This is a genomic window from Vibrio splendidus 12E03, assembly GCF_000272105.2.
GTDB classification, from domain to species: domain Bacteria; phylum Pseudomonadota; class Gammaproteobacteria; order Enterobacterales; family Vibrionaceae; genus Vibrio; species Vibrio splendidus_I.
The window spans coordinates 1-15,197 of sequence record NZ_AJZD02000053.1 but is presented as its reverse complement, the minus strand read 5'-3'; the positions used below and the strand labels follow the sequence as shown (position 1 = coordinate 15,197).

Genomic DNA, 15,197 nt, shown 5'->3' with positions numbered 1-15,197 from the left:
GCTTCTAGCCCATTACTGGCGGTACCTATCACGCTAATATCTGGCTCGAGTTCCAATCTCGCCATAAAGCCATCCAGTACCACTTGGTGATCATCAGCAATCACAACTCGAATAACTTCACTCATTCATTAATCCCTCTAGTGTCAGTAACACTGTAATTTCCGTTCCGAGGCCAATCTCACTCATCAATTCAAAGTCACCACCGATGAACTCCACTCGCTCTCTCATGTTACGCAGCCCGATCCCTCGTTTTTCCATCGCTTTATAGGTGTTGAAACCGACACCGTTATCTTGAATCAGTAGTTGCAGCACATTACCGATTTGCTGCGCGATAACCGTTACTTTGGTCGCTTGCGCGTGTTTCTCTATGTTATTCAGCGACTCTTGTACTACTCGATACAAGGTTGTCGCAGCCTCAGATTTCAACTTACCCTGTTGAGTGCTAAACAAGGTTTCCACTTCAATACCCGAATGCGCCTGAAAATCTAATAACAGCGAAGACAATGCCGCTTCTAAGCCTATGTCATCCAATGAACTTGGACGAAGTTGATGCGAGATGTGCCTCACTTCCTCGATCGCTCGCATCAGTGAATGCTGCGACTTATTCAAATGTGCTTTAAGGTCTTCATTTTGTAGCTTATTACCGAGCAGTTCTAAGTGGCAACGACTCGACACTAATAATTGGTTAATACCATCATGTAGCTCACGCGCTAGATGCTTCTTCTCGTCTTCTTGGAACATCACCGTCTTATGCGCCAGTTCCTTTAGATTGTTATCCGCAATCCGATGTTCATGCATGTTAATAGCCAAGGTCAGCACGATGATGACCGCGACCGTTACGCTCAAAATCACCACAATCGAAAAGAATGTGGTTTCAATATTCTTATTTATCGCAGCCTGCATCGAAGCCACTTCTTGGTGCACGTCTTCAATATACAAACCCGTGCCAATCATCCAATCCCAACGCTCTAACCAAGCAGCGTAACTCAACTTAGATACCACCTCACCCGTTGACGGTTTTTGCCACAAATACTGGTGAAACCCGCCTCCGGTTTGCGCTTCTCTTAACAGAGCTTCTATCAGAAAATCGCCATCTTCATCTTGCAGTTGGAGTAGGTTTTGGCCTATCAATTCTGGCTGAATTGGGTGAACCAAGTTGGTCCCGTGGCGATCGTATGCGAAGAAATACCCATCAGAGCCATATCTAAGTTTAGACAATATGGTTCGAACTTTTTTTTTGGCTTGGGCTTCTTGGATATTTGGATCGTTATAGACGTGTTCTATGGCGTCGAACGCGAGGTCAACCGTGTCTTTGAGGGCGTTTTCACGCGACTTGATTAGGCTATCTCTAAAGATCTCGACTTCTTTAGCGCCTAACGTTTTAGTCTGGTGCAGCGAGATCCAGCTAATACTCGCCGTTACCAGCAGCAACGGGAGCAGCGTCAGCAAAATCAGCTTGGCTTTTAGAGGCATTCCTTTCCCTCACAAAAAACGGCTTACTGAACATCAATAAGCCGTTTTACTTTAGCAATTTATAGATAGCCGTTGAAACATATCATTCACATTCTTGGCTTCACTCACATTCCATAGAAAGATGGGAAAGCGAGAAGTGATCCAAGTACGAGGATTTGAATCAGAATGAACGGCATCACGCCTCGGTAGATGTCCTTAGTTGTCACACCTTTAGGTGCTACGCCTTTGAGATAGAACAGACTAAAACCAAATGGCGGCGTTAAGAATGAGGTTTGTAGGTTCATCGCGATAAGGATAGCGAACCAAGTCATATTGATGCCCATCAGTTCAGCAACTGGCGCAATGATCGGCACGATGATGAAACAAATCTCTACGAAGTCGATGAAGAAACCCAGAATCAGAATCACCAACATAGTAATGATCAGGAAGCCCCATTTCTCACCAGGCAGTTGTAGCATCCACTCTTCAACCAGATAATCACCACCAGTGTAGGTAAACGCCATTGAGAATGCCGTTGCACCCAACAAGATAGCAAATACCATCGCCGTTACTTTCACCGTCTCTTTCGACGCGTCGTACACCATCGACCAACTAAACTGACCGTAAAGCAGTGCAAGAATCATCGCACCCGCGCCACCTAATGCCGCTGACTCTGTTGGCGTAGCAACACCTGCGAAGATAGAGCCCAGTACAACAATGATGAGCGCTAAAGGCGGAAGAATCGCTTTCAGTGCATTAAACACTTCTTGCTTACGGCTGATGGAGTCATCACGTTCAATCGGTTGAGCCGCTTCAGGGTGTAGCTTTGCGTATATTAAGATATAAACGATGTACGCGCCGACCAGCATCACACCCGGCCAAATCGCCGCTTGGAACAAGTCGCCTACTGGAACACCGAGTACATCACCTAATAAGATCAGTACGATAGAAGGCGGAATGATCTGCCCTAATGTACCAGACGCACAAATAGTGCCGCAGGCTAAGCCTTTGTCGTAATTGTACTTGAGCATTACAGGTAGGGAGATAAGTCCCATAGCAACAACAGAAGCACCAACCACGCCAGTAGAAGCGGCAAGCAGAGAACCTACGAGTACCGTCGAGATTGCGATACCACCACGAACACCACCAAACAGTCGTCCCATAGACTCAAGCAACTGCTCAGCAAGTTTGGTCTTTTGTAGAACAAGCCCCATGAAAACAAACAATGGAACGGCCATCAGCACCGTGTTTTCCATGATTGATTGAATTCGATATGGCATGAAGGCAAACATTTCGATGCCCTCAGCCCAAACACCAAAGATTAACGCGATACCACCAAAGGTGAACGCCACTGGGAAGCCAAGTAAAAGTGCAAACAAGGCTACGAAAAACATTACTATTCCAATCATGTTCAGCCTCTACTTATTCTTTGTATGAGTATTGTTTGCATGGATAAGGTGCGGATTAAAAATCTTGTTCAGTGAATGCAGGATCAAACCCACGCCACTGAGTGCCATTAAGAAGAATGACAGCGGGATCATGGCTTTGATGATCCAGCGATATGGCAAGCCACCCGGGTCACCTGAGGTTTCGCCGAGGTTATAGCTCTCTTTGGCCACATCAATACCAAACCAAGCAACCAGCAAACAGAAAGGCATCAGAAAGATCAGTGTGCCGAGCAGGTCAATAATCGCTTGCGCCTTGAAGCTCAGTTGCTCGTAGAACACATCCACTCGCACATGGCCACCAGCCTTGATGGCATAAGGAACACCTAATAGGAAAACGGCTGAGAAGAGGTGCCATTCCATCTCTTGGAAAGCGATTGAGACATCATTGAAGGCATATCTCATGACAACGTCATACACAACGTTGGCGATAAGTAGAATAAACAACATACTGGAAAGCCATCCCAGTGCATCACCGATACGATTAAACACGCGTTCAATATAAATTAGACTTCGCATTCCCGACTCCATGGAATTTGAAAAGACATCTTGCAGTACAGCTAACCCAACTAAAAACGATTCAGTTTATAGCTAGCAATAGGCACGACGTAGAAAGAGTTCTTGAGCGTAATACAGGATTTATACTGCTTAATTATTATGTTTTAAATAAACCCTCAGCTTATTCACTCTTAAATACTCAATAAGAAAAGCTTTGGGTTCATTTAGATTCAGTTCAACAACTGTCGATTATTTCGCTTGGCTATTTAAATAAGCTCTGTGTGAAATATCCGTCCATGAGCGCACTTGCTCTAGGTAGCTTGCTTGTGAAGCTTGGATCTCTTTCGCCAGCTCATCTTTCTCAGCATGTGCAGCAAGTAGGCGATCGTTCGCTTCTTTCAGTGCCGACATTACTTCTGGCGGGAAATCTTTTACTTGTACATCTGGGTATTCTGTTTTCATTGAAACCCAGTTCTTGCCACTTTCGTGCGTAGCTTGTGTGTACATGTCATAAGCCGCTGTACGCATGGCAACACGCAAGATCTCTTGAAGGTCTTCAGGAAGCTTGTTCCATGTACGCTTGTTCACTAGGAATTGAAGCTCTGAACCCGGCTCGTGCCAACCTGTGTAGTAGTAAGGCGCGATTTTGTGGAAACCCATACGAAGATCAAGTGATGGACCTACCCACTCCAGTGCATCGATTGTGCGACGCTCCAAAGAGGTGTAAAGCTCACCCGGGGCAATGTTCGTCGGTTTCGCACCTAGCTCTGCAAGAATCTCACCCGCAAAGCCTGGGATTCGCATTTTCAGACCTTGTAGATCTTCAACGCTGTTGATCTCTTTTTGAAACCAACCACCCATCTGGATATCCGTGTTACCACCAGGGAAAGACATCAAGTTATGTGGAGAGTAAACCTGCTCCATTAACTCCATACCACCACCGTGATAAAACCACGCGTATTGTTCTGCTGGCGTCATACCGAAAGGCATAGAAGTGAAGTAAAGAGTGTTTGGAACTTTACCTTTCCAGTAGTAAGAGCCTGAGTGACCCATGTCGTATTGACCAGACTTAACCATGTCAAAAACGCCAAGAGGTGCTTTGTGTTTGTTTGCTGAATCGATTCTGATTTGCAGTCGACCATTCGACATCTTCTCAGCCATCGCCGCCATGTTTTTGGTTGCATCACCGAAAACTGGGAAGTTTGGTCCCCAAGTTTCCGCAAGTTTTAAACGGTAAACCTTATCAGCGGCTGTAGCACCAGTAGCGACCAAAGCTAAACAAGCCGCAGCAGTTACTGCAACGTTTTTAAAAACTCGTGTGAGGGAGTTAGAAATGAGACTCATGTTCACGTCCTTTGTTGGGTTAACACTCTTTCTATGAGCATTTTTTATGATTCAACATAAGAGTGCACCGTGATGAGGCAACAAGATATCAGGGAGAGCACGCACGACAGGCGCACACAAACTGCGTATTAGACCAAAGGATTACGTAGAACTACGTAGGAGATACTTGGGTAATGTCGATTTTAAAGGATTGAGATCATTTATAAGGAAAATGCTTATTGATAAATACTTAGGTATTAATAATTAAATACTCTTAACAATTGATTGCCATTTCGTGATGAAGCTCTATTCATTGCTGTATTTTAGGGAAAACAATTAAGGCTTTGCTCTCTTATTCTACCTAGCTAACGCCCTAATTTAGTGCTTGCTGATTCGAAGCTCTGACACGAGACAACACTCATCAGTTAAGCCGTATCTCGAATTGGAATTGAGATTATAGAGCCTAGGTTTAGGCTTGAGTTTAGATTTGGGCTTGGGCTTGGGCTTGGGCTTGGGCTTGGGCTTGGCATAATGTGCCAGATACAAAAAAGCCTCGAAAATCGAGGCTTAAAAACTTAACGAAGCGAATGTAATCCCACAGGATTAGATAGCTTTGTAGATAACCTTGTTACCTGCTAGCTGCTCTTTCGCTACTAGGTTTTCTTCAAGAAGTTTTTTCAATGCGCCTGTTGCCCATGAAGCTGCTTTCGCATCTTCTTGACCAGCTGCTAGGCCGATACCTTTAGGGTTAATGCCTTCAGCATTGCTAACAACGATGTCTAGAACTTGTTGTTGCTTAGGAGTCAGTGCTACTGCAACTTCTTTAGTTGCTGCTACTGCTTTCTCTACCGCTGGTTTTGCTGCTACAGTTTTTTCTGCTACAACTTTCTCTGCGACAGGCTTCGCTTTTTTCGGCGTTGCCACTGCTTTAACTACAGCCGCTTTAGTGCGTTTCTGCAGTTTAGCCTGCACCTTACGCTTATGAGCAAGTCTCATTGAATATTTCTCCAGTTCACTGCTCTTTTCGCAGTGGTGAAAATTTGAAGCGCGATTTATACCAAAAAACAGGAGCTATTTGTAGAGTGAAGCGTCGAAAGTCGACGAAAAATACCGATATTGTCTACTAGCGTCTATTATTTAAACATCGACTTATCAATTCAGGGTCATATACACTGGTTATCCATCCAGACAAAAATATGAAAACTTGGTGTTGCCTATGGACACTCGTCACCTTACTAATTTCTCTTTGCCTTCATTCACTCGTTCGTACCGCATCCTCGCCGTTATTTTAGGCTTCATTTGCTTGATCGTTGCGCTCTACAGTGACAATCCAAAGTTACTGATCGTGGGTGCTTTTTGCAGTATTGCGCTTCTGGGAACTGGCTACTATTTGATGCTGCGCAGCCAAGTGATGTTCACACTCACCCCGACTCATTTTCAGCAGCACTTTTACAAAGGGGGTTGGGTTTTAAAATGGAGTAACATCCAAAAAATTGGTCTTTGCACTTATGAGCAAGATGGTTGGCATCAGCCTCTGCCGTGGGTCGGAATTAAGGTAAAAGACTACTCGCCCTACCTCGATTCGATTTGTCCTAAAATCACTTGTGAATTATTGCTCAGCCAACGAGCACTTTTGTACTTAGGAGCCAAGCAAGCGGGCAAAGAGTCCAACTTTGAAGATATGGTTCTCGACTCATCGCACTACCATGCGCGTTGTACTGAAAGTGGCTGTGTCGAACTAAGCCAATATAAAGAGTCACAGAATACCGACGACGTTAATTTCAACGATAACCAATCACAAGACAACTTTGACTCACCGAATGAAACAAACAGTCAAAACGCGGTGATTAAAAACTATTCTGGATTGCAGGCGATGCTTGCCAACAGAATGAAGTATCAAAGGGGTTTCCACGGTTATGACATTTTCATATCAACCCATGATTTGAATATGAGTGGAGAAGAGTTTGTGGGACTGGCTCGACGCTACTTGGCTGCTGCCGAACGTGTTTCTAATTAACACTCAAAGCTATAGAAGTGAATGGTCACGCTAACCCGTGATGAACCATAAAAAAAGCTTAGCTTTCAGAAGAAAAGCTAAGCTTCATTTTCAATCGTTTTGGTATTCAATAACTGGCTTAGTACAGAGGCATTTCGTCTGCGACGAACGGGTTTGAAGCGCGCTCACGACCGAATGTCGATTCAGGTCCGTGACCCGGAACGAATGTTACGTCACTGCCTAGCGGCCAAAGCTTAGTCTTGATCGAAGCGATAAGTGTATTAAAATCACCTTGTGGGAAATCAGTACGGCCAATTGCACCGTTAAACAACACATCACCAACAAACGCTAAACGAGCTTGCTCGCTAAACAGTACCACGTGGCCTGGTGTGTGGCCCGGAGTATGAATCACATCGATAACTTGGTTACCAAACGTCACTTTATCACCCTCTTCTAACCAAGTATTTGGTTCAAACGCTTTACACAGAGGGAAACCAAACATTTGGCTTTGATTCTCAAGGCCTTGTAGCCAGAAGTTGTCTGCCTTATGTGGGCCAACAATTTCCACGTTCAACATCTCTGAAAGTGGCACCGTACCACCAACATGATCTAAGTGACCATGAGTCAGCACCAAGTTCACTACCTTCACACCTAGCTCTTCGATGATTGCAGCTAGCTGTTGGATGTCGCCACCCGGATCAACAACGATACCTTCCATGGTTTCATCACACCACACAATCGAGCAGTTTTGAGCGAAAGAGGTAACAGGTACAACTTGATACTTAAGAGACATATACAAACCTTAAAGGGCAAACTAAAATTTGGGCAAACTATGACATTGGATGTCTACTTTGACAAGTGCCTACCGCTTCAGTTCACCACAGAGCCTAGAGCTACCAGCTTCGTACTGGACCAGTATCAATGTGGATGAAGTTACTACGAGCGTAATAACCAACACCACCTGCTTGCAGACTTTTAGCTACGTCTCTCAGCTCCTTTAAATCAACACCATCGATACGAAAATCGATCGCTTTTCCAAGCATGTGGTAGCTCTTTTTCGCAACCCCACTCGACTTAGATCGTAATGCTTCGTTTGTCGCCGGTGAACGGTAACCAGAGATGATCTGAACTTCTTTTTGAATACCCAAGATATTTTGGATCTGAGTGATCTGATCAAAGAGGTTCTTATCCATTGGGTGGATTTCATTGCGGCGGAAGTCTCGACATAACTTACTAAGGCGAGCCATTTCATCACCAACATAGTTAGTGCCATCGAAATAACAAGTCTCTAATCGTTCACCAGTGTGAAGATTGTTCATGCTAATCGTTCTTGGTTGATCAGGGTATGAAGCAAAAGCGATAGAAGGAGTAAGAGAGGCGACAACAGCAGTACCACCAGCGTAAGTCAGAAACTGACGGCGTGAAAATAAACTTTGAGACATACAGCAAAAAAACCAATTAGATCGAACGAAAAATGCACGATACATAATGGTATTTGCTGCGTCAACGTACAAAAACCACGCAAAACGTTAGTATCTGTAACCTTTGCACGGTTAGTTATTGATACTCATTATAATTTTATCAATAGAAGGCGAGTTGTCATTTTTTGGTCAAGATCACCATTCTATGCATATCTGCCATTAACCACCCTGTTTATCGTATTGATAGATGTCGCCACGATATTGAATCCCCTCTTCCTCAAATAACACGGTTTGATAAATGATATGTACAGGGATTCTTTTCTTGAGTCGAACTTTAGTATTGGGGGCTAGGTCATCACTCTGATTCGGCACTTTCTTTACCTTAGTCGCAAATAACAACGCCGCGAGTTCCTCGGCATGCTCAACACGAATACAACCAGAGCTATAGGCGCGGAAGTCATCGTTAAACAAACTTTTACTTGGGGTGTCATGGAGATAGATGGCTCGCTTGTTGGGCGTATTGAACTTATACAAACCTAATGCATTGCTAGAGCCTGCTTGCTGACGCATTCGATATGGGAAAGAGTTGAAGTTAATCGTCTGCCAATCAATCTCGGTAGTATCGACAGTTTCCATCGAACGCCAACCATCAATCACTTGAAAATTGTGTGTTTCAAGATAACTTTCGTCGGCTTTTACTTTAGGCAAGATATCTTTAACCATGATTTTCCATGGCACGTTCCAAGTCGGGTTTAATATCACCGAATCAAGTTTTATCTCTAAGAGTGGTGTTTTTCTCGATTTTCTCCCGACCACGACTTTAGATTCAAAAACCTCTTCTCCGCCTTCCCAATACTTCATATCAAAACTAGGTACATTCACCACGATGAGAGAGTCTCTGTCTCTTGGCCACAAACGAACGCGTTCTGCATTCAGAGCCAAAGAACTCAACCGATCATCAAAGCCCATATTGATCCATTTGATCGTGTCTGGCCCGATAATCCCATCCGCGGTAATCCCATGCATACTTTGAAAAGCTTTGATCGCGATTTGTAAGTCTCGATCAAATCGAGGGGAATCGATAGCGATCATTGAAGTGTTTACACCAACCAAGGCAATACGTTCAACCAGAATCGCTTTATCTGAAAGTTGGTCGCCCAAGCGTTTCAAGCCCTTCTGTCTGTATCGCTCAACCTTGAGTTCAGACGCCGTTTCTAACACTGAATAGGTTGCTTTGAATTGGTCAAAATCCCCAACAGGAGGCACGTAAGACAACACCATCTCTAATAAATAATCATTGGCGACACTGCCTTTCAGTCTCATCAGAATATGCGGAGAAGGCGCAGGCAGTTTGGAATGCAGCTTACCCGAGAAGTACCACTCCTTACCGGCAAGTGGCGCATTTTCAACGTAGCTTAAGTAATAAATAAAAGTGTCGGTGAGTAAAATGTCTAGCTCTTGCCATTGACCACGAGATTGGTACTGACGAATTTGCTTCAATTGTCGATCAAAAAGCGGTGCCATTTGCGCTTGTTCTAACAGCGACAGTTGGAATTCAAACGCTTTAACAAGTTCCGGCGAATCCCAAAGGATAGGAAGAGAAGAGTCTTGATAAATACTCTGGGTGAGCTCTGGATAAATCAGCATAAAAGAGAGCTCTGAATCTGCCGGAATAAACCGACGCTCTTCAGAACTCGTATAGCTCCATGTACTTACGGAAACTAGTACTAATAAACCACAGAAGTATCTCGCTAACATGCCTTACTCCATCACCACTAATCCCATAAGTATGGCAAAGAAATTGGAGTAAGCATGTTAATTTTTAAAACAGTATATGCATCAAATTGACGACCAGTGATTATCCCACTGGACGGATGATTGCTGGCTTGATTTCTCATAAGGCTTGCGTTGGCTAACCACACTGCCCGCCCCAGAACTCAACCTAAATTCACCATCAAGTAGCACAGCACCAGAAGCATCAGATAATGCCGATAATTCCACTAACTCTTTGGTTTGTTTAGACCAAATGCCGTAGCAATTGCCTCGTGGTGAGGTGGCGATAATCCAATCATCTGACGCGGCAATACTTGCAATGTAGTGATTAAATCGCGCCCATTGCTCTGGCTCTGCGTTCAAGGATTCGAACTCACCGCCTTTCGTATGCATCGCTAAAAGTGAAGGATATTCATCGGGTTCGCCGCGATATTGCTGGCCACAAAGTACTGTCTCTGCCCCATCATGCGCTAAGTGTCGAATGCTTAACTTCTTATCCAGCAATTCAACCTGTTCAAGCAGCTCACCTTGCGATGAAACATAGCTCAAACTAGGCTGCATGGAATCCAAGTTTTTCGGTGTTCGACCATCAGTGTGTACACCACCAACGCCGATAGCAAGATTACCATCAGGCATGATAATCACTTCGTGAGGGCCAATACCAAAACCGGTGAATTCTTCGACCTTACGGTATCCTTGCGCAACATCATAGACGCCAATCACGCCCTGGCTTGTGTCCGTTTTCCCTTCAGTCGCATACAGTAGAGTACCGTCTAACGAGTAAACGCCGTGACCATAGAAGTGACGGTTGTTACCCTTCACTACCATTTTTATCTGCTCACCACTTTTGTAGTCAAACACCATAAAGTAGTCACCAGGGCGACGGGCAAACACCACCGCATGGGATGACGTTGGACAAATGGCGACACCATGACCGCGCTCAGGGATAGGTAGCTGGTTCAGTGGCATGCCATATTCATCAGCAACAACCGCGGAATACTGACCTCGACCATTAAGTGCGCAACCAATCAACTGAGGTTTGCTCGATGCTTTTTCACCTGAACGGCTAGCACATCCAAACGGCAACACTGGCACAGCGGCACAACCCAGTGCTGCTTTCAGTAAGGTTCTTCGTGTAGTATCAGTCACCATCGGTAGCATTAAATCCTATTACCACGCCAAGTTCTATCGCCACTTCTTCATGAATCAGGTACTTCAAACGCTCAAGTTTGTTGTACTGAGTCAGCACCTCGCGGTAACCCTCTTTACTCTGCAATAACTCAAACAAGCTTGAATCAGTAGGCCAAGTATCTAGCGTCAATGTGAACTGGTCAGCAACACGATCTGCAAGGTCGTTTAAGCCCTTCTCTCTCAATAATCCGTCTAAGCCGTTGCCATCAGCAAGGTACAGATTCTGAAGTGCAGCTACATTGGCTTTGAGTTGAGTCATCGAGGTTTGTGCACGCCATGATTCTGAGAAATAAGGGCGCGGGTGACCAATTTTTGCCATCGGACGGCTCAGCTTTTTCATGCTGTAATCAAGTTGGTTGGTCAGTAGTGCGATGTATTCCGACTCCCAACGCATCTCGTCCAAGGCTAGCCATGGGTTAACTTGCCAAGCTTCAGCAATCGAAGCAGATTTCATTGCCAAGCTTTGTGCGATAGCTTGTGAAGAAAGACACCCCGAGGCTTTATCTTTAATCAATGACGATTGCTCGTCATAAAGTGACCACTCCAACGCGCCTAAACCTTGAACTGTCACGCTTTGTTGCGCGATTTCGTCTTGTGTCCAGGCTTTGTTCTGTTGAGTTAATTGACGCATCTTAAGACCCGTCGTGTTCTTTTTGTCTGGCCAGAACTGAACATTCCAGCTCTCTTCTAATGCCGCCGTTGGACCACGTTCTTGCCCTTGCAGCGCCATCCAACTGTTCATGGTGATCTGCCACTGATTTTTAACTGCATCTAACTCAACGTTATTTGTTTCACAGTAACCTTGCATCAAGGCTTCTAATTCGCTCGATTGCTTGGCGAATAGTACTGCTGAATCAAACTCCTGTTGATACACACTACGACTAATATGACTTGTCGTGTCGGCTTGATAAGACACACCGTTAACCTCAGACGAAGCAACTTGCTCCCCTGGTGATTGACAGCCTGCCATGGCTAAAACCGACAAAGGCATTAACAATAATTTTTGAGCCATGCTGTTACCTTACTTCCTAATTTTTCTTTTAATTATATGAGTTCATCAAATATGAAAACGACCGCTGAGCTCGTATTTCTACAAGTTCAGCGGCAGTCAGTCATTTATTCGCTACTTGCTTCGCTCATCAAGCCTCTGGCCCAAATGAGTTCAAGTTAGCTTATAGTGAATCTAAGAACGCCAGCAGTGCTTCACGTTCGCTACGACTTAGTGACAACACTTTCTGTTTCGCCATCTCAGCTTCACCACCGTGCCATAGAACTGCTTCCATCACGTTTCTTGCTCGACCATCATGCAGCAAGAAGGTGTGGCCATTCACTTCTTTGGTATAACCTAATCCCCAAAGTGGTGTGGTACGCCACTCTTGACCATTGGCAAGATACTCAGGGCGATTGTCCGCTAAGCCTTCACCCATGTCGTGTAGCAACATGTCGGTATATGGGCTAATTAACTGATTAGATAATGCAGACAGACCTTCTCGCTCTGCCGTGCGGAATTCGGCTTGGTGACAGCTTTGACAACCAACCTCTTTGAATAGTTTTTTACCTTGTACGACAGCTGGGCTATCGACATTACGACGAATAGGTACTGCGAGATGCTGCGAATAGAACTCAACAAAATCTAAGATGTTGTCACTCACTTCTGGCTCGCCACCATTTGGAAAATCATCACAGGTTGATTGCGCTGATGTGCAGTTTTCATTCGGAAATAAGCTGCTTGTCAGGCCTAAGTCACCGTTAAATGCCGCCGCGTTTTGCTGCATTAAGTTTGGCTGACCAGCTTTCCAACCGAAACGACCTAGCGCCATTTCATTGGTTTGAACATCAAGAACATAGTTAGCTTTACCTGAAATACCTTGCTTGTCAGCTAATTGCTGCTCTGCAAATCCTAGAATCGTTTCTTCTGGAATACTCTCAAGCAAACCAAGACCAATCATTGGCGGCGCGACTCGAGCTGAAAACTCAGTCTTAGGATGCATCTCGCCAAAGGCAAGATCGGTAATCTTCAAAATGGGCTTACGCAGAGTAACGACAGTGCCGTCTTTGAATTCAACAGGAACATCCGTGTAGCTAATATTCACTTTACCCTCTGGTTTTACACCTTGAAGCGCAAAATCTTGTAGCTGACCACCGTATGTCGGCTCAGGAATACCACCATCTCGAATGAAGGCTTGTCGCTGTTCTGGTGTTTCCGCTGGAATGCTTAAGCGAACCAACATTGAAACCGCATTCTCATCGCCTTTTTCTGGTGCGTGACCACGACCATCTTTGATATGGCAGTTTTGGCAGCCGTTGGTGTTAAACAGTGGGCCAAGACCGTCACGAGCATCGGTTGATGAAGGTGCAGGTACCCAAGGGTTTCTAAAAAAGCTATTACCTACGCTGAAATCTAAGCGTTTACTCATTGGTAGGTTGGCTGCGGGAAGGGAAAAAGCGTTCGCTCCCTCTTTCTTCACGGTCGTTTTGCCACCAGAGTAGGTTTCATGGGCGTGTAGCGGAGATATGAAAAACAGTACGGTTAATAGTGAGGCTGAGAAATACGACTTCATACATTGCCTTGCTGTGTTTTTGATTTTAGTTTTTATGTGGAAATGACTTTCTTAATTAGCAAACAATTAAGGGCTCAATGAGAGCCCTTACATTTGTGTTCGCTCGGGTTCTTAGAACTCGTGATCCGCTGTGTCTGGGTGTAGGCTATCAATGCCAATCACACCCGCAGCACGCTCAATTGCCGCTGTTTGAGACACTAGCGCAACAATTGTTTTGTTTACTAGTGCGTTACCCGCAGCGTTGTCAGCGGCGATTAGCTGATCGAAGTGCTGGTTGTTTTTCTCTGCAGACGTTACCAATTCGCCTACTTGTGCACGTGCTAGATCAAACTGCTTTTGAATCTCTTTCGCAGCTTGCTCATCTTTTTGCTCTACTAGGTCAAACAGGCTTGGACCTGAAAGCAGAGTGCCGTCTTCACGCTTGTATAGACCCGTGTAAACGTTGTAGATGCCTTGCTCGTTGTAGTAGTGAGAGTTGTGCGTGTTATCAGAGAAACAATCGTGCTCGTCTTCAGTAGAGTTTGCTTCTAGTGCCACCTTCATACGCTCACCCGCTAGCTCACCTAGAGACAGTGAACCCATGCCGAACAGCATTTTACGAAGACCATTTTCACTTGATTCAGAAAGAAGCTCTTGACGGTAGTTGCCTTTCTCGCCTTCAGCCCACTGCTTTTCCATCCACTCGAGATCTTGGACAAGTAGCTCAGCTGATGCTTTTAGGTATGCGCCACGACGGTCACAGTTGCCGTTAGTGCACTCAGCACCAACAACGAAATCAGTGTAAGCACGCTCACCTGCACCGCTGTTTGTGCCGTTTAAATCTTGGCCCCAAAGTAGGAATTCAATCGCGTGGTAGCCAGACGCTACGTTCGCTTCAGAACCGCCGATCTCGTTCAAGTCTGCGATTAGCTCTGGAGTAATGTTAGTTGCATCAACGGTAGTCTGACCAATTTGGAAAGTCTTGTTAGCCACGATGTTTGCGCTCGCGCCTTCGTTACCAAGTTCATATTGGTAATCAGTCGAAACGTAATCAATCAGGCCTTCATCTAGTGGCCATGCGTTTAGTTGGCCTTCCCAATCATCAACAACAACGTTGCCGAAGCGGAATACTTCTGACTGTTGGTATGGTACGCGAGACTCAAGCCAAGCTTGTTTTACTTGTTCGAAGTTGCCAGCAGAAGGAGAAGCTAAGAAGGTATCAATAGAAGAGTTCAACGCTTTTGCTGTAATTACTGAATCTGCAAACACTGCATGCGCAATATCTGCGTAATGTTCTACAACTTGATCTTGAGTTACTGCTGCGAAAGAAGAAGCAGAGGCAAAAATGAGTGACGAAGTTACGGCTTTGGTCACTAAAGATTTAATGGTCATGAAGCATCCTTGTTGAGCTTTAAATTATTATTCGTAGTAATAGTGCAAACCATTACCATTCACACTACGGATTGGAATAATACAAACTTACAATTTTATTGCAAGATAAATACAAAAAACCTCACATTTGTGAGGTCTTTGTCGAGTAGACGACACTTGTTACCAA

General features: G+C 44.9%; 13 protein-coding genes and 1 pseudogene. 1 reads left to right on the top strand and 13 read right to left on the bottom strand.

Annotated elements, in window-relative coordinates:
• The 6 genes and pseudogenes from A142_RS05070 to A142_RS05045 all read right to left on the bottom strand — a co-directional run.
• Positions 1–125, bottom strand: a pseudogene (locus A142_RS05070) (response regulator transcription factor); the annotation flags it as partial.
• Positions 118–1,473, bottom strand: a complete 1,356-nt coding sequence (locus A142_RS05065; protein ID WP_019821218.1) for a cache domain-containing protein — start codon at positions 1,471–1,473, stop codon at positions 118–120. The pseudogene A142_RS05070 and the gene A142_RS05065, both read right to left, overlap by 8 nt.
• Before the next feature lie 104 nt (positions 1,474–1,577).
• Positions 1,578–2,861, bottom strand: coding sequence for a TRAP transporter large permease (locus A142_RS05060; protein ID WP_019821215.1), 1,284 nt, complete (start codon positions 2,859–2,861; stop codon positions 1,578–1,580).
• A gap of 9 nt (positions 2,862–2,870) precedes the next feature.
• Positions 2,871–3,416, bottom strand: a complete 546-nt coding sequence (locus tag A142_RS05055; protein ID WP_029405356.1) for a TRAP transporter small permease subunit — start codon at positions 3,414–3,416, stop codon at positions 2,871–2,873.
• A gap of 228 nt (positions 3,417–3,644) precedes the next feature.
• Complete coding sequence (locus tag A142_RS05050; RefSeq protein ID WP_017060957.1) at positions 3,645–4,739, bottom strand: TRAP transporter substrate-binding protein; 1,095 nt, start codon at positions 4,737–4,739, stop codon at positions 3,645–3,647.
• Positions 4,740–5,321: 582 nt separating this feature from the next.
• Positions 5,322–5,714 (bottom strand): hypothetical protein, encoded by a 393-nt coding sequence (locus A142_RS05045; protein ID WP_004733388.1) that lies wholly within the window; start codon positions 5,712–5,714, stop codon positions 5,322–5,324.
• 220 nt (positions 5,715–5,934) lie between these two features.
• Here A142_RS05045 and A142_RS05040 point away from each other — a divergent pair, with 220 nt between their 5' ends.
• The gene (locus A142_RS05040) at positions 5,935–6,735 is read left to right on the top strand and encodes a DUF2982 domain-containing protein (RefSeq protein WP_019821208.1); all 801 of its coding nucleotides are present in this window, start codon (positions 5,935–5,937) and stop codon (positions 6,733–6,735) included.
• A gap of 118 nt (positions 6,736–6,853) precedes the next feature.
• Here the strand turns inward: A142_RS05040 and A142_RS05035 are convergent, their stop codons facing one another.
• The 7 genes from A142_RS05035 to A142_RS05005 all read right to left on the bottom strand — a co-directional run bounded on the left by A142_RS05035 (position 6,854) and on the right by A142_RS05005 (position 15,031).
• Positions 6,854–7,507: an MBL fold metallo-hydrolase gene (locus tag A142_RS05035; protein WP_029405355.1), complete on the bottom strand. Its 654-nt coding sequence runs from the start codon at positions 7,505–7,507 to the stop codon at positions 6,854–6,856.
• Positions 7,508–7,607: 100 nt separating this feature from the next.
• Entirely contained in the window at positions 7,608–8,156 is a 549-nt protein-coding gene (locus A142_RS05030; RefSeq protein WP_029405354.1) for a YcbK family protein, read from the bottom strand.
• 198 nt (positions 8,157–8,354) lie between these two features.
• On the bottom strand, positions 8,355–9,893 hold the full coding sequence (locus tag A142_RS05025) for a L,D-transpeptidase family protein (RefSeq protein WP_020628666.1): 1,539 nt from the start codon (positions 9,891–9,893) through the stop codon (positions 8,355–8,357).
• Positions 9,894–9,974: 81 nt separating this feature from the next.
• Complete coding sequence (locus A142_RS05020; protein ID WP_029405353.1) at positions 9,975–11,060, bottom strand: DUF1513 domain-containing protein; 1,086 nt, start codon at positions 11,058–11,060, stop codon at positions 9,975–9,977.
• Entirely contained in the window at positions 11,050–12,111 is a 1,062-nt protein-coding gene (locus A142_RS05015; RefSeq protein WP_019821201.1) for an imelysin family protein, read from the bottom strand. Before A142_RS05015 ends, A142_RS05020 begins: the two co-directional genes overlap by 11 nt.
• A 160-nt stretch (positions 12,112–12,271) precedes the next feature.
• The gene (locus A142_RS05010) at positions 12,272–13,660 is read right to left on the bottom strand and encodes a di-heme oxidoredictase family protein (RefSeq protein ID WP_019821199.1); all 1,389 of its coding nucleotides are present in this window, start codon (positions 13,658–13,660) and stop codon (positions 12,272–12,274) included.
• A 111-nt stretch (positions 13,661–13,771) separates the two neighbouring features.
• A complete protein-coding gene (locus A142_RS05005; protein ID WP_019821197.1) occupies positions 13,772–15,031 on the bottom strand; it encodes an imelysin family protein in 1,260 nt (419 codons plus the stop codon).
• Between the last annotated feature and the right edge of the window lie 166 nt (positions 15,032–15,197).